Source organism: Pacificispira spongiicola (assembly GCF_012926505.1).
Classification (GTDB): Bacteria; Pseudomonadota; Alphaproteobacteria; order UBA8366; family Aestuariispiraceae; genus Pacificispira; species Pacificispira spongiicola.
Window position 1 is genome coordinate 581905 of the sequence record NZ_JABBNT010000003.1, and the last position, 18510, is coordinate 600414.

Consider the following 18510-nt stretch of genomic DNA (forward strand, 5'->3'; position numbering starts at 1 on the left):
ATCAGGAGCCGGATATGAAATATCTGCCGGATTTCGGCGGCGGTGCCGCGACCGAAATGCTGCAAGGGCGGACCTCGCGGACCGTCGGTCTCAGCCTGTCCAGCTTGATTCTCGTCCGGTGGATCGCGATGACGGGCCAGATGACGGCCTTGCTGGTGGTCGAATATGCGCTGGGTTTCGATGTCCGTATGCCGGAATGCCTGATCGCGGTCGGGGCGCTGGCGGGGTCCAACCTGGCCTTGATGGCGACGCGCCGCCGCCGGTTGACGGCGATGCGCGCCACCTTCCTGATGGCCTTCGACATCCTGCAACTGGCCAGCCTGATCGGGCTGACCGGCGGTCTTCAGAATCCCTTCGCGCTGTTGATCCTGGCCCCGGTGACGGTCGCGGCGACGATCCTGTCGCGGCAGGCGGCGGCGGGGCTGACCGTTCTGGCGATTGCGGCGGCGACCTTCGTCTCCTTCTATCATCTGCCGCTGCCCTGGGATGGCGGGGAACTGCCCGCGCTCTATCGGCTGGGCATCTGGACGGCGCTGACCATGTCGATCGCCTTCATCGCCGCCTATGTCTGGACCGCGTCGGAAGACACGCGTCGCCTGGGCGCGGCCCTGTCCGAATCCGCCGCCGCCCTGGCGCGGGAGCGCGAAGTGTCGGCCCTGGGCACCTTGGCGGCGGCGGCGGCGCATGAATTGGGGTCGCCGCTGGCCACCATCGCGGTGGTCGCCAACGACCTGATGAAATCCGTGCCGAAGGACGATCCGATCCACGAGGATATCGAGCTTCTGAAACAACAGTCGGATCGGTGCCGCGATATCCTGGTCGGCCTGTCGCGTCAGCCGGGATCGGCCTCCGACGATCCGTTCGAAACCCTGCCCCTGTCCGATCTGGTGGACCTCGCGACGGACAAGCATGTGCCGGACGCGATCGATCTGGAGATCGAAATCGCGGAGGATTGCGACGGCCCGGAACCGATGGTCCGGCGCACCGCCGAATTCCTGCATGGATTGGGGAACTTCGCGTCCAATGCGGGGCAATTCGCGAAAACCAAGGTGACGATCCGCCTGCATTGGGATGCGCGGGAAGTCGTCGTGTCGGTGCGGGACGACGGGCCCGGCTTCACGCCCGCGATGATCCAGGTTCTGGGCGAACCCTATATGTCCACCCGGTCCGGCAAGGACGGCCATATGGGGCTGGGCGTCTTCATCGCATCGACTTTGCTGGAGCGGATCGGCGCGGAAACCGGCTTTCGCAACCGGGGCGGCGCGGAAATCCTGATCCGCTGGCCGCGTGAGCAAATCGACGAGAATTTCCAACATAGCGCCGACGAAGACGACCGCTGATCCAACGGAAGGTTGGAAGGTCCGGTTCCGACGCTATAATCGAGTTCAAGAATGTGATGGAGATAGAAGAAGATGGTCGAACCGTTGCCGTCCCATATCCGTGACCGGTCGCTGTTGGTGGTCGATGACGACGCGCCTTTGCGCAACCGGCTGGTCCGTGCCCTGGAACAGCGCGGGTTTCAGGCCACCGGCGCCGCCGGGGTGACGGAAGGGCTGGAAGCGGCGTCCGAACGCCCGCCCGCCTTCGCCGTCGTCGATATGCGGCTGGAGGACGGAAACGGCCTGGACGTGGTGGAGGCACTGCGCGACGCGCGGCCCGATATCAAGATCGTCATGCTGACCGGCTACGGCAATATCGCCAGCGCGGTGACGGCGGTGAAGAAAGGGGCCATCGACTATTTGGCCAAACCCGCCGATGCGGACCAGATCGTCGCCGCCCTGTTGGAGGACGACCGCCCCCTGCCGCCGCCGCCGGAAGACCCGATGTCCGCCGACCGCGTGCGCTGGGAACACATTCAGCGCGTCTTCGAACAGTGCAACCGCAACGTCTCCGAAACCGCGCGGCGTTTGAAAATGCACCGCCGGACCCTGCAGCGGATTTTGAACAAGCACGCCCCGCGCGGATAAACACTTACCTACTTAAAACGTTAGTTTCACTCGGGCGTATTCGCATTTGTGTATGCGCATGATATGCGCATGATATATTGACGTGATGTGCTGGTTTGTGGCATGTTGCATAAGTCCAGAAGTTGGGCAATCAAACTCAATACGCCTTTCGCTGCGCGTATGATTCACCAGAAAGGAGGTGATTTTAATGTTCTTAACTTCGACGAAATACCAACTCTTTGGAATGTCGAAACTTATGAAGCGCTAAAGGCGCCGCCACAAAGCCGTGGGAGAGGTCTAAGGCCCTCCCTACCAAGTTCGTGCCTTTGAAAGTCGCGAGCTTTCTTAAGCAGGAGGTTCTCGGATGAGAATGTTCTTCCACATATTGATCACCTAGCGGTGATCTATCCTTGATGAAAGAACACTGACTTCAGTGCACTTTTTCTCGCAGCTATCACTCGGGCTTTACTGAGTCGTTAGGCTGCTTTCATCAAGGGAGGCGAGAAAAGGTGAGTCTGGCGGCTCGACGCCCGTGGAGGGCTGAGAGCATGAAGATGCGTGTTGTGGTCGGAGGCGCTTTCGACAGTCTGAAGGTGTCGGAGCGTTATGGACAAAGTGATGAAATCGTTTCGCAGATTGAGGCGGAACGAAAGGCTAGCGAGAGTCGGACAAAGTCCGTTCTTGCGTGCATAGCTGTGCTTGTTGGGGGCATGTTCCTCTTTGTCGCAGCCGGGATAGGTTTGTACGACGGCTCGTTCGACGAACTGCAAAACGTGTGGATCGTGAGCGGTCCTGTCGTTGGTGCCGTCTTCGGGCACTATTTTGGTGGGGCCGGAAGGAATAATGAGCAAAAATAACGAAACGGGTAAGAGCATTCTGCGATCTAACCCAAAAAATATGCGCCTCAATGTCGTTTTGTCCAAAGATGACAAAGCAAGAATAGAGCGTCTTGTTGAATTAATTGAGGCTGATACTGTTACCGAGGTTACTAAGGATGCTTTTAGATTGTTGGAATATTTTGTTATTAAGTCAAAAAATGGAAACAGTTTTTATATAAAAGACCCAGAGGGTACTCTGTCTAGAATAGAGATATTCGGTATTACGACAAAGTGATTTCGATGTTCCTAACCCATTAAGCCTATTGGAAGGTCGCTTTCGCGTTGAAATCGGACGGTTTCGCGGCTGACGGCCCCTGTCCGATCTGTTAGACAGCCTGTCATGAGCACCCTACCCGGATGCGGGTTCGAACCCGTGGGGGCAAATTTTCGCCGGGACATGAGCTGTCGATAAGAACCCTAGCTTAGGACGGGGGCAAATATGTCCGAAGGTACCCAACAGGCGCACACCGCGTCGTCCATCATCGATATTCCCACCCATATCGGCGCCGACAAGATCGGCATCATGGTCTGTGGCCATGGCAGCCGCGATCCGGGCGCCGTCGCCGAATTCGAACAGATCGCGCAAACGTTGAAAGCGCGCTGGCCGCATTTGCCGGTCGAATACGGTTTCCTGGAATTCGCGACGCCGATCATCCGCACCGGCCTGGACAAGTTGCGCGAACAGGGTGTGACGAAATGTCTGGCCGTGCCGGGCATGCTCTTCGCCGCCGGTCACGCGAAAAACGATATCCCGTCCGTCCTGAATACCTATAAGGCGCAGAATTCGGGCATGGACATCACCTATGGCCGCGAATTGGCGGTCGACCTGAAGATGTTGCAGGCGGCGGGCGACCGGGTCGCGGAAGCGCTGGCCCAATGCAGTGACGATATCCCGCGCCATGAAACCCTGCTCTGCGTCATCGGGCGCGGCGCGTCGGACCCGGATGCGAATTCGAATGTCGCGAAGGTCATGCGCATGCTGTGGGAAGGCATGGGCTTCGGCTGGGGCGAGGTCGGCTATTCCGGCGTAACCTTCCCGTTGACCGAACCGGCGCTGGAACATTGCGCGCGCATGGGCTACCGGCGGATCGTCGTTTTCCCGTATTTCCTGTTTACCGGTATTCTGGTGCAGCGGATTTACGATTACACCGATAAGGTCGCCGCGCGGCACCCCGACATTGAATTCGTCAAGGCGGGCTATCTGAACGACCACCCGAAGGTCATGGATACCTTCGCCGACCGGGTCGCGGAAATCCTGGACGGCGCCAATCTGATGAACTGTCAGATGTGCAAGTATCGCGCGCAGGTTCTGGGGTTCGAGGACGAGGTCGGACTGCCGCAGGAAAGCCACCACCACCATGTGGAGGGCATCGGCACCGGCCTGGACGATCACAGTCACGATCATAGCCACGACCACGACCATGGGCATGATCACCACCATGACCATGACCATGACCATGATCACGGCCACGACCATGGGCACCACCATCACCACGCCCACGATCATCATCATGATCACAGTCATGGGCATAGCCACGACCATGACCACGGGCACGACCACCATCATCACCCCTATCCACATGCCGATCATCCGCATGGGCCGCGCAGCATGGACGAAGGCGTGAAGATGCCCGGAGACGCTATGTCGGGTGAAAATAGGTTGGGGGATAAGGGCTAAGCATCGTGACGGGCCGTTACGACTATATCCGGGATCCCGCCGCGATCTATCGGGAAAGCGAACGCATGATCCGGGACGCGACGGACCTTTCCGCCGTGCCGGAGGATCTGCGCACCGTCGCCGTCCGGCTGGTCCATACCGTCGGGCGGCCGGAGATCGTATCGAACCTGATCGGTAGCGACGGGGCGGTCGCGGCGGGGCGGCAGGCCCTGACGAATGGCGCGCCCGTCCTGTGCGATGTCGAAATGGTGTCGAAAGGCATCATCCGATCCCGCCTACCGGTGGCTAACGATGTGTTGTGCACCCTGACCCTGGGCGGGGTTCCGGCCCTGGCCTCGCGATTGGGGACGACGCGGTCGGCGGCGGCGGTGGATTTGTGGCAGCCTTGGTTGGACGGGGCGGTGGTCGCCATCGGCAATGCGCCGACGGCCCTGTTCCATCTGCTGGAGCGGATCGCCGAGGGCTTCCCGAAACCAGCCCTGATCCTGGGTTTCCCCGTCGGTTTCGTCGGCGCGGCGGAATCGAAACAGGCGCTGGCCGAAAGCGGCCTGCCTTTCATCGCCCTGACGGGGCGGGAGGGCGGCAGCGCCCTTGCCGCCGCGGCGGTCAACGCCCTGTGCGGAGGATTGAGCGAATGAGCGATACAGCCCCTTGGCTGTCGATTGTCGGGATCGGGGAAGACGGCTTGTCCGGCCTGTCCCCGATCGGTCGCGCCCTGATCGACGGGGCGGGGACATTGGTCGGCGGCAAGCGGCATCTGGCCATGATTCCGGACGATCATCGGGCCGAACGCCTGACCTGGCGCGTGCCGCTGACCGATACGGTCGCGGATATCACCGACCGGCGCGGTACGCCCGTCTGCATCCTGGCGACCGGCGATCCCATGAGTTACGGCATCGGCGTCACCTTGGGCCGCTATGTCGCGCGGCAGGAAATGACCGTCGTGCCGGCACCGGGGGCGTTCTCCCTGGCCGCCGCGCGCATGGGCTGGCCGTTGGAAGAGGTCACACGCCTGACCCTGCACGGGCGGCCCTTGAGCCTTCTGTCCAGCCATCTGGAGCCGGGGGCGAAACTGTTCATCCTGTCGGAAAACGCCCAGACACCGGGAGAAGTCGCAGGGGTCCTGACGGCGGAGGGCTATGGCGCCAGCCGCGTGACCGTCCTGGAACATCTGGGCGGCGAAAAGGAACGGCTCGTCGATGGGGTCGCACGCGGTTGGGACATCCCACCGGGCGCCGATCTGAACACGATCGCCGTGGACTGCATCCCGGAAGCGGGCGCAAGGGTGTTGAGCCGCATGCCCGGCTTGCCGGACGACGCCTTTCATTCCGACGGACAACTGACGAAGCGGGAAGTCCGCGCCGCGACCCTGGCGAAGCTGGCCCCGCGCCGGAATGCCCTGCTGTGGGATGTCGGGGCGGGTTGCGGGTCCATCGCCATCGAATGGATGCGGGCCGGGGGGCGGGCCGTCGCGATTGAACGCGATGCGACGCGCTGCCGCTATATCACGCGGAACGCGGCGGCGCTGGGCGTGCCGATGCTGGACCTGCTGGAAGGGCCCGCGCCGGACGCGCTGTCCGAATTGGACGAGGCGCCGGATGCGGTTTTCATCGGCGGCGGTCTGACTACGGCGGGATTGATCGCGCAATGCTGGGACCGTTTGGCCCCCGGCGGCACCTTCGTCGCCAATGCTGTGACCCAGGAAGGCGAAATCATCCTGGCCGGGTTGCAACGCGATTGGGGCGGCGAAACCGCGCGGATCGCCGTGTCCCGCCTGGAACCCATCGGTCCGCATCACGGCTGGCGGCCGATGATGCAGGTTACGCAGTATTCGATAAGGAAACCCTTCTGACATGACGGGCACCCTCTACGGTCTGGGCGTCGGTCCCGGCGACCCTGAACTGATAACGCTGAAAGCCCTCCGTATTCTGAAAGAGGCGCCGGTCCTGGCCTGGCCCGCGCCGCTGGAAGGCGATTCTCTGGCCCGCTCGATCGCCGAACCGCATCTGGACGGCCATCACCGGGAAATCGCGATCCGCATGCCGATGGACGTCGCGCGCTTCCCGGCGCAGCAGGTCTATGACACGGCGGCGGCGGAAATCGCGGCGGAACTGGATGCCGGGAACGACGTCGCGGTCCTGTGCGAGGGCGATCCCTTTTTCTACGGGTCGTTCATGTATCTGTTCGGGCGGTTGGCGGAGACGTATCCGGTGGAGGTCGTGCCCGGCGTGTCCTCCCTGATGGCGACGGCGGCGGCCAGCGGTGCGCCCTTGGCCGCACGCAACGATGTGCTGACCGTCCTGCCCGCGCCGTTGGAGGAAGCGGAATTGGTCCGCCGTCTGAAGGAGATCGAGGCCGCCGCCGTGATCAAGGTTGGCCGGCACCTGCCGAAACTGCGTCGCGCACTCGACGCGGCGGGGTTGAGCGATGCCGCGCGCTATGTCGGCCACGCCACGATGGGGGAACGCCAGACGGTCTGCCCGTTAACCGACTATCCGGAAGAAAAGGCCCCGTATTTCAGCATGGTCCTGGTGCATCGCCGCCGTGACGCCTGGATCGACGGACGCGGGCAGGAAGAGGCGGGAGAATAGCCATGCCGACAGAAACGCCCATCGCCCTGATCGTGTTGACGCAGGCGGGGTACGAAACGGCCCGCCGTCTCAAGGCGATGCTGCCCGAAATCGTTATTTTTGGGAAAGGCGATCGTATCGACGGCGCGGATTGCGTGTTTGACGATGCGATGGAAACCATCCGGGGCTTGCATGGCGAAGGCTGGACCGTTGTCGGCCTGTGCGCCGCCGGGATTCTGGTGCGCGCCCTGGCCGGGATGGCGTCGGACAAATGGCGGGACGCGCCGGTGCTGGCCCTGTCGGAGGATGGTCAGGTCGCGGTGCCGCTGCTGGGCGGCCATCATGGGGCGAACAAATTGGCGTGCCGGTTTGCCGAACTGTTGGGCGGGCAGGCAGCGATCACCACGGCGGGCGACCGCCGCCTGGGCTTCGCGCTGGACGATCCGCCGACGGGCTGGACGCTGAAAACACCCGATGCGGTAAAGGCGGTGACGGCGCGCTTGTTGGCGGGGGAAACCGTCACCTTGCGTCGAGAATGCGGCGATGCGTCCTGGCCGCCCGCCACGGCGTTTCGAGAGGCCGGGCCGGGACAAGTGGCCGACGTCCTCATTACCGACCGCGTGATAAAGGCGACGGACGGTCAGGTCGTTTTGGTGCCGCCGACCCTGGCACTGGGCATCGGCTGCGAGCGTATGGCGGATGCCGGCGGATTGCGCGATTTCGTACGGACCGTCCTGTCGTCGGAAGGATTGGATCCTGCCGCGATCGCCGCCATCGGCTCCGTCGATCTGAAAGGCGACGAACCGGCATTGAAGGCTTTGTCCGCCGATCTGGATCGCCCGGTGCGGCTGTTCGCGGCGGCGGAATTGGAAGACCTGACCCCGCATCTGCCGAATCCGTCGGATGTGGTGTTTCAGGAAATCGGCTGCCATGGCGTAGCGGAAGCGTCGGTCCTGGCCCTGGCCGGACGGGACGCCCGCTTCGCCGTCGAAAAGCAACGGCGCGGGCCCTATACCTGCGCCGTGGCACGGGCGCGGGACAAGTCGGTCGATACGGGGGCGGGGAAAGCGCCGGGCCGTCTGTTCGTTGTCGGCATCGGGCCGGGCGACACGCTGTATCGGACGGGCGCCGCGGCGCGGGCGATCCTGGGGTCGGATTGCGTCGTCGGTTATCGCCTGTATCTGGATCTCGCCCGCGATCTGATCGGGGGGAAGCCGACCCATGATTCGGAATTGGGGGAGGAAGCCGCCCGCGCGCGCAAGGCGCTGGAACTGGCGGCGCAGGGGCAGACGGTGTCGCTCGTCTGCTCTGGCGATCCGGGAATCTATGCGCTGGCGACGCTGGTTTTCGAGCTGATAGAAGCAACGGAGGACCGGGCGCTTCGGGCCGTCGATGTCGATGTGGTGCCGGGGATTTCCGCCTTCCAACTGGCCGCCGCCCGTCTGGGCGCGCCGATGGGGCATGATTTCTGCCTGATCAGCCTGTCGGACCTGCTGACCCCGGTCGCGGCGATCCGCATGCGGCTGAAGGCGGCGGCGGAAGGCGATTTCGTGCTGGCCTTCTATAACCCGCAAAGCAAGCGGCGGCGGACCTTGCTGCCCGAGGCGCGGGATATCCTGATGGCCCATCGTCCGCCGACCACGCCGGTCGCCCTGTGCCGTCAATTGGGCCGCCCGGAAGAAAGCATCACCGTCACCACCCTGGCCGATTTCGATCCGGCGGTGGTGGATATGTTCACGCTCGTCGTCATCGGGTCCAGCGAAACGCGGGCCTTCGATCACGCGGGCACACCGCGCGCCTTCACGCCGCGCGGCTATGCGGGGAAACAGACATGACCGTTCATTTCATCGGCGCGGGGCCGGGGGCCCCGGATCTGATCACCGTGCGGGGGCTGAAACTCATTCAGTCCTGCCCCGTCTGTCTGTATGCCGGGTCGCTGGTGCCGGAAGAAATCGTCGCCGCCGCGCCGTCGGATGCGCGGGTCCTGGATACGGCCCCGATGAACCTGGAAGAAATCATCGACGAAATCGTCGCGGCCCATGAAAAGGGGCAGGATGTGGCACGGGTCCATTCCGGCGATCCGTCGATCTACGGCGCGACGGCGGAACAGATGCGGCGCCTGGATGCGCTGGGCATTCCCTATGACGTGACGCCGGGCGTATCCGCCTATGCCGCCGCGGCGGCCAGCCTGAAGAAGGAATTGACCCTGGCGGGGGTCGGCCAGACCGTCATCCTGACCCGCACGGCGGTGCGCGCCTCCGGCATGCCGGAAGGCGAGGATTTGGAAACGCTGGGCCGCAGCAAGGCGACTCTGGCGATCCATCTATCGGTCAACAATCTGGCCAAGGTCGTGCGCGAACTGGTCCCGCATTATGGGGAGGACTGCCCCGTCGTCGTCGCCTATCGCGTCGGTTGGCCGGATGAGGATTTCATTCATGGCACGCTGGGCGATATCCGCCCGAAGGTGAAGGCGTCGGGCTATACGCGGACGGCGCTGATCCTGGTCGGTCGCGTCCTCGATCCGCACGGTTTCGACGACAGCAAGCTCTATGATGCAGGGCACCACCATGTTCTCCGGCCCAAGGCCTAAAGAGACGATAATAGGGTCTCCGCTTCTGTCAGGTTGTCCGGCGTATTCACATTGAAGAACGGGTCGACCGGATCGGTGGAAAAGGCGACAACAACCGTGCGGTGCCGCGCGGTCCACGCGCCGACCTTGCGAATCCCTTCCTCAATCAGCGCGTGCCGCAGATCGTCGGCCAGGGTCGCGGACCACAGGCCGATCACGGGGTGGTTGCGCCCACCGGACCGGGCATAGGCGATGTCCGCCCCGGCTTCGGTCAGAGCCGCGTGAAGGCGCTGTACGAGATCGGTCGGTAGAAAGGGCGTGTCGCTGGGGAAGGTCGCCAAATAGGCGCAATCTTGTTCCACGGCCCAATCCATACCGGTCAGGATACCCGCCAACGGACCTTCAAATCCTCCGATACCGTCCGCCAAAACCGGCAGGTCGACCGCCGCGAACCGGGTCGGGTCGCCATTCGCGTTGAGCGCAAGCGGCGATACCTGGGAGGCGACAATACCGACAATGCGGGTCAGGATAGGGGTGCCGCCCAAGGGCAGAAGCGCCTTGTCGCCGCCGCCCATGCGCGACGACCGGCCCCCGGCGAGCACCAGTCCGGCGATCGCGCCTTTCATGCCTCAACCTGTGTGTCGCCGTGGGCGGTAACCCGGTTCCGCCCGCCTTCCTTGGATTGGTACAGCGCGGCGTCGGCGCGTTCGATGACGGCCTTCAAATCCGCGTCCTTGGTAATCTGCGCCAGCCCGAAGGATGCGGTGACAGGCAGTTCCCGGCCGTCCTCCAGCTTGATGGGCCGTTCGGCCATGGATTCACGCAGGCGTTCCAGCACCGCCCGCGCGATTTCCAAATCGGCATTCGGCAAACAGATCAGGAATTCCTCCCCGCCATAGCGATAGATCATATCGTAGGGCCGCAGGTGGGAGGTCAGCCGCCCGGCGGTTGCGGCCAGAACCTCGTCGCCCACCGCATGGCCATAGGTATCGTTCACCTTCTTGAAGAAATCGATATCGGCCAGGGCCAGACAGCAGGGCGTACCGCTTCGCACCGCGCGTTCGTATTCGACCGTCAATTCCGCCGTCATCGTCGCCCGGTTGCTGAGGCCGGTCAGGGGGTCCAGGTCAGATACGGCCTTGCGGAATGCGTCGCGAATACGCCGTGCGGTCGACAGGAAACGATCGGACGCCGACAGGAAACCGTCATAGTCTTCTGAATGAATCCGGTCGTCGGGCCGTTCGACGGAACAGGCAATGCGTCGGGCTGCGTCATGCATGGCGGTATAGCGTTCCCACAGCCCCTGGAAAGCGGGCTGGGTCAACAGCGGGTCGTCGTTGTGGCGGGACCGCCACCGACCGAATTCGGTCAGGTTTTCCGATCCGTCGGCTTTCACGTCGTCCGGTAGGGGCAGGCCGCAGACCAGGGACCGGTGCCATCGGGCGGACCAGCGGCCCTGTTCCTCGATCGCGGCATCGATCGCGGTCAGAATATCGCCGGGGACGAGGGTCGGCGATTCGGTTTGGGAAGGATCGGCGTGATCGGACACTGCGCGTGCTTTTCTGTTACCGAGGGTCCGGGATCAACCGCCGACCTGGGTTCGGACGGCGCGCGAGACCTTTTCCGGTTCCTGCCGATTGTCGCGGACACGCACATCCGTCGAGCGCAGTACCTGAACGCAGCGGGTATTGGCCGCCGCGCAGGCCGCGACTTTCCGTTTCGGATGATAGTAGCCGGACCGGCTGACCGTCCGGATCGTTCCCGGATCGTAAAAATTGGAGAAGTCGCAATACCAGCCGATATCGGAATAGACGTTGTTCGCCTGAATGATGCGATAGCAGACCAGGGCGGCGACCTGCGCGTTGCACAGGTTTTGCGCGGTGATGGTGCGCAGGCCGTTATTGTTGACCTCCTCCACCTTCATGCATTTGGTCGCGTTGTAGAAGTTCTGGGAAAATTCCCCGGTGTCCTGGGCCGTATCCTGGGCTGCGCCCGGTTTCGGCAGGGCGGCGGCGAATGCGCCGATCAAGAACAGGAATATCGCCGTGGCGGCGGTGGGAAGACGGCATTCTGCAGCGTCCGACGGTCGCGTCGTAGTCATGATTGACCCCTCATTCAAATGGGTACGTCACCATATAAGGCTTCTGCCTTACGGATAGTATACCCACTCGGGGCCGATTATCCGAGCATCAATTGACCCGGTTGTTTTGCGGCGGTTGGGCAGACGTGGGCGGCGTGCCGTTCACGGGACCGGCCTGATGATGCACGATCTTCCACATGCCGCCTTCCCGCCGGTAAATGTTGGTCGCGATCAGGTAGTCTTCCTCGATCCCTTCCCAACAGATCACCGCGGCACCGTCCTCGCCCAGCGGTAAGACGGATGGGGCGGCGCAGACAATCGGGGGCGGTGCTTGAAGAACGGCGTTCCAGCTGGCGATGATCCGATTGCGTTCCATCAGCGGTTCCCAGCCGGGATGCAAGCAGCAGACGGGGCCATCCGATCCCCATAGCGAGTCCATAGCGGTCATGTCGCCCCCGGAAAACGCGGCATAGAACCGTTCGTTCGCGAACAGGATTTCGGCCTTCTGGCGGTCGTTCAACATATCAAACCCAATCGCGCAATTGCGCCACCAGCGGGATATCGGCGGGTGGCATGGGATAGTCGCCCAGACGGTTCGGGCGGACCCAGGCGAGTTCCTGACCTTCCATCGACGACGGCGTTCCCTGCCAGACGCGGCAGACATAAAGCGGCATCAACAGATGAAAATCGTCATAGGCATGGCTGGCGAAGCCGATGGGCGCAAGACAGCTTGTCCGCGTGTCGATTCCCAGTTCTTCCTGCAATTCGCGGATCAGCGCGTGTTCCGGTGTTTCGCCCGGATCGACCTTGCCGCCGGGAAATTCCCACAGCCCGCCCAGCTTTTTGCCTTCCGGACGTTTCGCGATCAATACGCGCCCGTCGGCATCGATCAACGCAACCGCGACGACCAGGACGATATCCACGGGTTTCGCCGGGCCTTCCGGGGTTTGATCGACAGCCCAACAGCCACCGGCGGTCAGTTCGCTCATCCGTTATCCTTCATCCATTTTTCTCGGGTCAGCTCGAATCGATACACCGGATAGTGTTTGTCGCGTGCGGGGAAGAATGTTTCGTCTTCGCCGGTGCGATTCAGGCCGACCTTTTCCAGCACATGGCTGGAGGCGGCGTTCTCGCGTACCACCGTTGATACGATTCGGTCCAATCCCATTGCCGTGAAACCGTGGCGGATCAGGGCTTGAGACGCCTGCGTCGCGAACCCCCGACCCCAGAACGGCAGGCCGATCCAGTAGCCGATTTCCGCCTCCGCCGGGTCGTCATCGATCGTCAATGCGGCGATACCGACGAATGTGCCGTCCTTCCGGTCGCGCAGGGCGCATTCCAGGGAGCCGTTCCGGCGCCAGGCATCGGCGACGCGCGCGACATAGGCCTCCCCATCCGCTTGGGAATAAGGGTAGGGGATGCGCGAGGTATAGCGCACCACTTCCCAGCTTCCGAGGAGCGGCAGGAATTCCGAAATATCGTCCCGCACGATCAGCGCCAGCGTCAGGTCAGGCGTCGTCAGGCCGGGCGTTGTCGGGTCGGGAAAATCAGCTTCGGTAGTCTGCATTGATGTCGATATAGGCATGGGTCAGATCGCAGGTCCAAACCCGGGCCTTGCCCTTGCCGATGCCGATATCGACGGCAATGTCGATTTCGCGGCCTTTCAGATGCTTGGTGACCGGCGCTTCGTCGTAGCCTTGGACGCCTTCGCCCTTTTCCACGATCAACACGCCGCCCATGGACACGGTCAGGCGGTCGCGATCCGCCTTTTCCCCCGCCTTGCCGACGGCCATGACGATCCGCCCCCAATTCGCGTCCTCGCCCGCGATCGCGGTTTTCACCAGGGGCGAATTGGCGATGGACAGGCCGATGCGGCGGGCCGCCTTGTCACTGGCCGCGCCGGTGATGTCGATGGTCACGAATTTCGACGCGCCCTCGCCGTCTTTCACGACCTGATGGGCCAGATCGGTCAGGACCTTGTCCAAGGCTTCCTTGAAATCGGCCAGGGATTTGTCGGACGCTTTCTTGGGCGCCTTGTTCCCGGCCTTGCCCGTCGCCGCCAGCAGCAACGTGTCGCTGGTGGAGGTGTCGCCGTCGACGGTGATGCTGTTGAAGCTTTTATCCGCGCCCTTGGTCAGCAATTGCTGCAACACGTCGGACGGGATATTCGCGTCGGTGAAGACGAAGCTCAACATCGTCGCCATGTCCGGGGCGATCATACCGGACCCCTTGGCGATCCCGGCGATCTTTACCGGAATGCCGTCGATTTCGCATTCCGCCCCGGCCCCTTTCGGGAAGGTGTCGGTGGTCATGATCGCGCGGGCGGCGGCTTCCCAGGATTCCGGCTTCAACCCGGCATGCAGCGCGGGCACGGCGACCGAAATGCGATCTGCGGGCAGGCGCATGCCGATCACCCCGGTGGACGCGACCAGCACTTCCTTTTTCTTACAGCCGACGGCGGCGGCTGCCGCAGCGGCCATGTGTTCCGTGCCTTCCATCCCCGCCTTGCCGGTAAAGGCGTTGGCGTTCCCCGCATTGACCAGCATCGCCCGGCCCGTGCCGTGCTTGATGACCTTCGCGCACCATTCGACGGCGGAAGACCGCGTCAGCGATTTGGTCAGCACGCCCGCGACGGCGGTCCCGTCGGCCATTTCGGCCATGAACAGGTCGGGCCGGTTCTGATATTTCACACCGGCGGCGATGCTGCCGATCCGAACACCGTCGATAACGGGCAGGTCCGGGAAGGATTTCGGGGCGAAAGGAGAGGGCGTCGCAGACATGGCTTTCTACGGTCCTTAAAGGGGTGGATACGGATCAGTTACCCGAGTCCGGCAGCGGGTTGCCCTGCATGTCGAACCGTTCGATTTCAGCGGCGGCGATCGCTTCTTCAACAATTTCGCGGATCTTGTCTTCCGCCAGATTCTGACGGAACTGATCGGCAACCTCTTCGAAGGCCGGCGGCGCCACTTCGCGGCGATCGGACACCAGAATAACGTGATATCCGAACTGCGTCTTTACCGGTTCGGAGGTAAACGTGTTCGGTTCCAGCGAGAAGGCGGCTTCTTCGAAGGGTTTCACGAAAGTGCCCTTGCGCTGCCAGCCGTAGCTGCCGCCATTGTCCTTGGAGCCCGGATCCTTGCTGCGTTCCTTGGCCAGATCGGCGAAGGGCGTGCCGTCGGTGACGAGCTGGATGATTTCCGTCGCTTCTTCTTCCGTGTCGACCAGGATGTGGCTGACATTCACTTCCTCTTCCACCGGCTGTTCGGACACCCATTGGTCATAGGCGGCGCGGACGGCGGCGTCATCGACGCGGGCCTTGGATTCCTGGGTCAGGTAAAACTGATAGATCAGTTCCGCTTCCAACTGCGCCAGACGTTCCTGAACTTCCGCGCTATCGGCGACGCCGGTTGCACGGGCCTTTTCCACGATCAGCTTCCGTCCGATGACTTCGTCCAGAACCAGCGGGTAGACCGGCTGAAGCCCGGTTTGCTGCACTTCGCGCGGCAGACCGGCAAAGAAGGTCGCGACCTCGCCTGCCGTGACGGTTTCGCCGTTGACCTTCGCAACCGTGGTGTCGGGGTCCTGGGCCTGGGCGGAAACGGCGGACGTCATCGCACCGGCGGCGGAAACGGCGATCGCGGCGGCGGCGGCAAGATGACGAAGGGACATGCGTCGCATGGGGAACCTTTCTTTAGGGAATGATGGGCATCCTTTACCGGGATCGGCATGGGGGCCGGGATACCGGGCGGATGCCGCCTTTAACGTACCGGCGCGCACGAAACCATGTCCCGCCACGCTTCACAAGTAAGTTTACCGGCGAATCCGGCGTTAGGCGGCACACCTGCGTTGACAGGGCCGGACCGGCCCCTTATCTCCAATCGCGCGGCTTCGTTGTGCGCCGCGTGCCGGGTATGGGCTGGGTGATTGCCATGCCGGGACGCAAGGGCAGCGATTTCTTACGGGACCTCATCCAGACGGGACCGGCACCGGCCCCCTTTCGAAGGTGATTTTCTTCATGCTGGGCGGATTGCTTAAAAGCGTTTTCGGGTCGGCCAACGACCGGATTGTCAAACAACTGCGTAATCGAACGGAAGCCATCGGCGCCCTGGAAGAGGGGCTGAAGGCGCTGGACGATGCGGCGCTGCAGGCAAAGACACAGGAATTCCGGACGCGCCTGGAAGGCGGCGAGACGGAAGATGCATTGCTGGAGGAGGCCTTTGCGGTCGTCCGCGAAGCCTCGCGCCGGGTCCTGGGCATGCGGCATTTCGACGTACAGCTGGTCGGCGGCATGGTCCTCCACCAGGGCAAGATTACCGAAATGAAGACCGGGGAAGGGAAGACGCTGATGGCGACCCTGCCGGTCTATCTGAACGCGCTGTCCGGCAAGGGCGTCCATGTCGTCACGGTCAACGACTACCTCGCCAAGCGCGATGCCGAATGGATGGGGGTGTTGTATTCCTTCCTGGGCCTGACGACGGGCGTGATCCTGCCGGGTATGGGCGACGCGGAACGGCAGGCGGCCTATCGCTGCGACATCACCTATGCGACGAACAACGAACTCGGTTTCGACTATCTGCGCGACAATCTGAAATTCCGGCTGGAGCAAATGGCCCAGCGCGAATTCAATTACGCCATCGTCGACGAGGTGGATTCCATCCTGATCGACGAGGCGCGGACGCCGCTGATCATTTCCGGCCCGACGGACGATTCTTCCGAACTCTATATGGCGGTCGACGCCCTGATCCCGCTGCTGACGGAAGAAGACTACGAAAAGGACGAAAAGCAGCGCGCCGTTACCCTGACGGAAGACGGCACGGAACGGATCGAACAGCTGTTGCGCGAAAAGACGGAACTGCTGGGCGAAGGCGGTCTTTACGATGTGCAGAACGTCACCGTCGTGCATCACGTCAACCAGGCCCTGCGCGCACACAAACTGTTCACCCGCGATGTCGATTACATCGTGAAGGACAACAAGGTCGTCATCATCGACGAATTCACCGGGCGCATGATGGAAGGCCGCCGGTATTCCGAAGGCCTGCACCAGGCGCTGGAGGCGAAGGAAAAGGTGGCGATCCAGATGGAGAACCAAACCCTGGCCTCCATCACCTTCCAGAACCTGTTCCGCATGTATCCGAAACTGTCGGGCATGACCGGGACGGCGATGACGGAAGCGGGCGAATTCGCGGAAATTTACGGCCTGGAAGTGGTCGACATTCCGACCAATAAACCGATGGCCCGTATCGACAACGACGACGAGGTCTATCGGACCTCCGCCGAACGCGACAATGCGGTGATCGAACAGATCCAGACCTGCCATAAAAAGGGTCAGCCGGTTCTGGTCGGTACGGTGTCGATCGAAAAGTCGGAGCAGCTGTCGGCGCAGCTCAAGAAACGCGGGATCAAGCACGAGGTGCTGAACGCCCGCCACCATGAGCGGGAAGCCTTCATCATCGGCGATGCCGGTGTGCCGGGCGCCGTCGTGATCGCCACCAACATGGCCGGTCGCGGGACGGATATTCAGTTGGGCGGCAACGTCGACCTGCGCCTCGCCCGTGAATTGGCCGATGTGACGGACGAGGGCGAACGGGAAACGAAGGCCGCTGAAATCCGCGCCGATATCGCGAAGAAACACGATGAGGTACTGGCTGCCGGCGGGCTGTTCGTCCTGGGGACGGAACGTCACGAAAGCCGCCGCATCGACAACCAGCTGCGTGGCCGGTCGGGCCGTCAGGGCGATCCGGGGGAATCGAAATTCTTCGTGTCCCTGGAAGACGACCTGATGCGCATCTTCGGGTCCGAACGCATGGACGGCGTCCTGCGCAAACTGGGCCTGGAAGAAGGGGAGGCGATTATCCACCCCTGGGTCAACAAAGCCCTGGAAAAGGCGCAGTCGAAGGTCGAGGCCCGCAACTTCGACATTCGCAAGCAGTTGCTGAAATACGACGATGTGATGAACGACCAGCGCAAGGTCGTGTTCGAACAGCGCAAGGACCTGATGCGCGAAGAAGACGTGTCGGAAACCATCCGTGACATGCGGGCGGAAACCGTGGACGACATCGTCGATCGCTGCATCCCGGAAAAGGCGCTGCCGGAAGAATGGGCGGTGGATTCCTTGCACGAGGAATGCATGCGGGTCTTCGGCTTGAATCTGCCGGTGCATGACTGGGCGAAGGAAGAAGGCGTCGGCCATACGGAATTCCGTGACCGGATCGGCGACGCGGTCGACCGCAAGATGGCGGAAAAGGCGACCCGCTATGGGCCGCAGATCATGCGCATGGCGGAACGCAGCCTGCTGCTGCAACTCCTGGACAATGCGTGGAAGGACCACCTGCTGCAGTTGGACCATCTGCGCCAGGGGATCGGTCTGCGCGCCTTCGCGCAGCGCGATCCGCTGAACGAATATAAAAGCGAGGCCTTCGCGCTGTTCGAGGCCATGTTGACCGGCCTGCGCGGTCAGGTGACCCAGGTTCTGGCGCATGTCGAACTGCGCACCGATGTCGATCAGGCGATGGAACCGCAACGGCAGGAACAGCAGATGCAGGAATCTCGTCCCGCCGCGGATGAGGATATCGCCAGCGTCGGCAGCCCCGCGATGCAGAAACTGTCGACCGAAGGCATGACCGCCGAAACGGCGCCGCCGGGTTTCGTCTTCCACGAAGCGACCGGGCGGTGGCTGCATCCGGGCGATCAATCGACCTGGGGCAAGGTGCCGCGCAACGCGCCCTGCCCGTGCCAGTCCGGCAAGAAATACAAACAGTGCCACGGCGCTGTCTGATCCAGTGCTGGGTC

General features: G+C 62.7%; 19 protein-coding genes. 11 read left to right on the forward strand and 8 right to left on the reverse strand.

What is annotated here, in order from left to right:
- Window positions 1–14 precede the first annotated feature (14 nt).
- The 10 genes from HH303_RS12255 to cobM all read left to right on the forward strand — a co-directional run bounded on the left by HH303_RS12255 (window position 15) and on the right by cobM (window position 9662).
- Complete coding sequence (locus HH303_RS12255) at window positions 15–1340, forward strand: ActS/PrrB/RegB family redox-sensitive histidine kinase (protein WP_227421741.1); 1326 nt, start codon at window positions 15–17, stop codon at window positions 1338–1340.
- 72 nt (window positions 1341–1412) lie between these two features.
- Window positions 1413–1967, forward strand: coding sequence for an ActR/PrrA/RegA family redox response regulator transcription factor (locus HH303_RS12260; RefSeq protein ID WP_169625608.1), 555 nt, complete (start codon window positions 1413–1415; stop codon window positions 1965–1967).
- Window positions 1968–2494: 527 nt separating this feature from the next.
- On the forward strand, window positions 2495–2803 hold the full coding sequence (locus HH303_RS12265) for a hypothetical protein (RefSeq protein ID WP_169625609.1): 309 nt from the start codon (window positions 2495–2497) through the stop codon (window positions 2801–2803).
- A complete protein-coding gene (locus tag HH303_RS12270; protein WP_169625610.1) occupies window positions 2790–3059 on the forward strand; it encodes a hypothetical protein in 270 nt (89 codons plus the stop codon). The genes HH303_RS12265 and HH303_RS12270 overlap by 14 nt, the downstream gene beginning before the upstream one ends.
- Before the next feature lie 204 nt (window positions 3060–3263).
- Window positions 3264–4502, forward strand: coding sequence for a sirohydrochlorin chelatase (locus HH303_RS12275; RefSeq protein ID WP_169625611.1), 1239 nt, complete (start codon window positions 3264–3266; stop codon window positions 4500–4502).
- A 2-nt stretch (window positions 4503–4504) separates the two neighbouring features.
- Window positions 4505–5140 (forward strand): precorrin-8X methylmutase, encoded by a 636-nt coding sequence (locus HH303_RS12280; protein WP_169625810.1) that lies wholly within the window; start codon window positions 4505–4507, stop codon window positions 5138–5140.
- Complete coding sequence (gene cbiE / locus HH303_RS12285) at window positions 5137–6354, forward strand: precorrin-6y C5,15-methyltransferase (decarboxylating) subunit CbiE (RefSeq protein ID WP_169625612.1); 1218 nt, start codon at window positions 5137–5139, stop codon at window positions 6352–6354. Before HH303_RS12280 ends, cbiE begins: the two co-directional genes overlap by 4 nt.
- Before the next feature lies 1 nt (window position 6355).
- On the forward strand, window positions 6356–7093 hold the full coding sequence (cobI, locus tag HH303_RS12290; protein ID WP_169625613.1) for a precorrin-2 C(20)-methyltransferase: 738 nt from the start codon (window positions 6356–6358) through the stop codon (window positions 7091–7093).
- Window positions 7094–7095: 2 nt separating this feature from the next.
- A complete protein-coding gene (cobJ, locus tag HH303_RS12295; RefSeq protein WP_169625614.1) occupies window positions 7096–8907 on the forward strand; it encodes a precorrin-3B C(17)-methyltransferase in 1812 nt (603 codons plus the stop codon).
- Window positions 8904–9662, forward strand: coding sequence for a precorrin-4 C(11)-methyltransferase (gene cobM / locus HH303_RS12300; RefSeq protein WP_169625615.1), 759 nt, complete (start codon window positions 8904–8906; stop codon window positions 9660–9662). The genes cobJ and cobM overlap by 4 nt, the downstream gene beginning before the upstream one ends.
- Here the strand turns inward: cobM and mobA are convergent.
- The 8 genes from mobA to HH303_RS12340 form a co-directional block, all read right to left on the reverse strand.
- A complete protein-coding gene (gene mobA / locus HH303_RS12305; protein WP_169625616.1) occupies window positions 9659–10267 on the reverse strand; it encodes a molybdenum cofactor guanylyltransferase MobA in 609 nt (202 codons plus the stop codon). The genes cobM and mobA overlap by 4 nt on opposite strands.
- Window positions 10264–11190: a diguanylate cyclase gene (locus tag HH303_RS12310; RefSeq protein ID WP_169625617.1), complete on the reverse strand. Its 927-nt coding sequence runs from the start codon at window positions 11188–11190 to the stop codon at window positions 10264–10266. Before HH303_RS12310 ends, mobA begins: the two co-directional genes overlap by 4 nt.
- A 33-nt stretch (window positions 11191–11223) precedes the next feature.
- The gene (locus HH303_RS12315; RefSeq protein ID WP_169625618.1) at window positions 11224–11742 is read right to left on the reverse strand and encodes a hypothetical protein; all 519 of its coding nucleotides are present in this window, start codon (window positions 11740–11742) and stop codon (window positions 11224–11226) included.
- A gap of 88 nt (window positions 11743–11830) precedes the next feature.
- The gene (locus tag HH303_RS12320; protein ID WP_169625619.1) at window positions 11831–12244 is read right to left on the reverse strand and encodes a nuclear transport factor 2 family protein; all 414 of its coding nucleotides are present in this window, start codon (window positions 12242–12244) and stop codon (window positions 11831–11833) included.
- A 1-nt stretch (window position 12245) separates the two neighbouring features.
- A complete protein-coding gene (mutT, locus tag HH303_RS12325) occupies window positions 12246–12710 on the reverse strand; it encodes an 8-oxo-dGTP diphosphatase MutT (protein ID WP_227421742.1) in 465 nt (154 codons plus the stop codon).
- On the reverse strand, window positions 12707–13288 hold the full coding sequence (locus HH303_RS12330) for a GNAT family N-acetyltransferase (RefSeq protein WP_169625620.1): 582 nt from the start codon (window positions 13286–13288) through the stop codon (window positions 12707–12709). Before HH303_RS12330 ends, mutT begins: the two co-directional genes overlap by 4 nt.
- Complete coding sequence (gene argJ, locus HH303_RS12335) at window positions 13269–14501, reverse strand: bifunctional glutamate N-acetyltransferase/amino-acid acetyltransferase ArgJ (protein WP_169625621.1); 1233 nt, start codon at window positions 14499–14501, stop codon at window positions 13269–13271. Before argJ ends, HH303_RS12330 begins: the two co-directional genes overlap by 20 nt.
- Window positions 14502–14535: 34 nt before the next feature.
- Complete coding sequence (locus HH303_RS12340; RefSeq protein ID WP_169625622.1) at window positions 14536–15399, reverse strand: peptidylprolyl isomerase; 864 nt, start codon at window positions 15397–15399, stop codon at window positions 14536–14538.
- A gap of 337 nt (window positions 15400–15736) precedes the next feature.
- Here HH303_RS12340 and secA point away from each other — a divergent pair, with 337 nt between their 5' ends.
- Window positions 15737–18496: a preprotein translocase subunit SecA gene (secA, locus tag HH303_RS12345; protein WP_169625623.1), complete on the forward strand. Its 2760-nt coding sequence runs from the start codon at window positions 15737–15739 to the stop codon at window positions 18494–18496.
- The last annotated feature ends 14 nt before the right edge of the window (window positions 18497–18510 follow it).

What these genes read in the sequence shown, in the direction of transcription:
- cobM (WP_169625615.1), top strand. Translation starts at nt 8,904, where the DNA reads ATGACCGTTCATTTCATCGGCGCGGGGCCGGGGGCCCCGGATCTGATC.
- HH303_RS12275 (WP_169625611.1), top strand. Translation starts at nt 3,264, where the DNA reads ATGTCCGAAGGTACCCAACAGGCGCACACCGCGTCGTCCATCATCGAT.
- HH303_RS12270 (WP_169625610.1), top strand. Translation starts at nt 2,790, where the DNA reads ATGAGCAAAAATAACGAAACGGGTAAGAGCATTCTGCGATCTAACCCA.
- HH303_RS12340 (WP_169625622.1), bottom strand. Translation starts at nt 15,399, where the DNA reads ATGCGACGCATGTCCCTTCGTCATCTTGCCGCCGCCGCCGCGATCGCC.
- cobI (WP_169625613.1), top strand. Translation starts at nt 6,356, where the DNA reads ATGACGGGCACCCTCTACGGTCTGGGCGTCGGTCCCGGCGACCCTGAA.
- mutT (WP_227421742.1), bottom strand. Translation starts at nt 12,710, where the DNA reads ATGAGCGAACTGACCGCCGGTGGCTGTTGGGCTGTCGATCAAACCCCG.
- mobA (WP_169625616.1), bottom strand. Translation starts at nt 10,267, where the DNA reads ATGAAAGGCGCGATCGCCGGACTGGTGCTCGCCGGGGGCCGGTCGTCG.
- HH303_RS12260 (WP_169625608.1), top strand. Translation starts at nt 1,413, where the DNA reads ATGGTCGAACCGTTGCCGTCCCATATCCGTGACCGGTCGCTGTTGGTG.
- cobJ (WP_169625614.1), top strand. Translation starts at nt 7,096, where the DNA reads ATGCCGACAGAAACGCCCATCGCCCTGATCGTGTTGACGCAGGCGGGG.
- secA (WP_169625623.1), top strand. Translation starts at nt 15,737, where the DNA reads ATGCTGGGCGGATTGCTTAAAAGCGTTTTCGGGTCGGCCAACGACCGG.
- HH303_RS12320 (WP_169625619.1), bottom strand. Translation starts at nt 12,244, where the DNA reads ATGTTGAACGACCGCCAGAAGGCCGAAATCCTGTTCGCGAACGAACGG.
- HH303_RS12315 (WP_169625618.1), bottom strand. Translation starts at nt 11,742, where the DNA reads ATGACTACGACGCGACCGTCGGACGCTGCAGAATGCCGTCTTCCCACC.
- argJ (WP_169625621.1), bottom strand. Translation starts at nt 14,501, where the DNA reads ATGTCTGCGACGCCCTCTCCTTTCGCCCCGAAATCCTTCCCGGACCTG.
- HH303_RS12265 (WP_169625609.1), top strand. Translation starts at nt 2,495, where the DNA reads ATGAAGATGCGTGTTGTGGTCGGAGGCGCTTTCGACAGTCTGAAGGTG.
- HH303_RS12330 (WP_169625620.1), bottom strand. Translation starts at nt 13,288, where the DNA reads ATGCAGACTACCGAAGCTGATTTTCCCGACCCGACAACGCCCGGCCTG.
- HH303_RS12255 (WP_227421741.1), top strand. Translation starts at nt 15, where the DNA reads ATGAAATATCTGCCGGATTTCGGCGGCGGTGCCGCGACCGAAATGCTG.
- cbiE (WP_169625612.1), top strand. Translation starts at nt 5,137, where the DNA reads ATGAGCGATACAGCCCCTTGGCTGTCGATTGTCGGGATCGGGGAAGAC.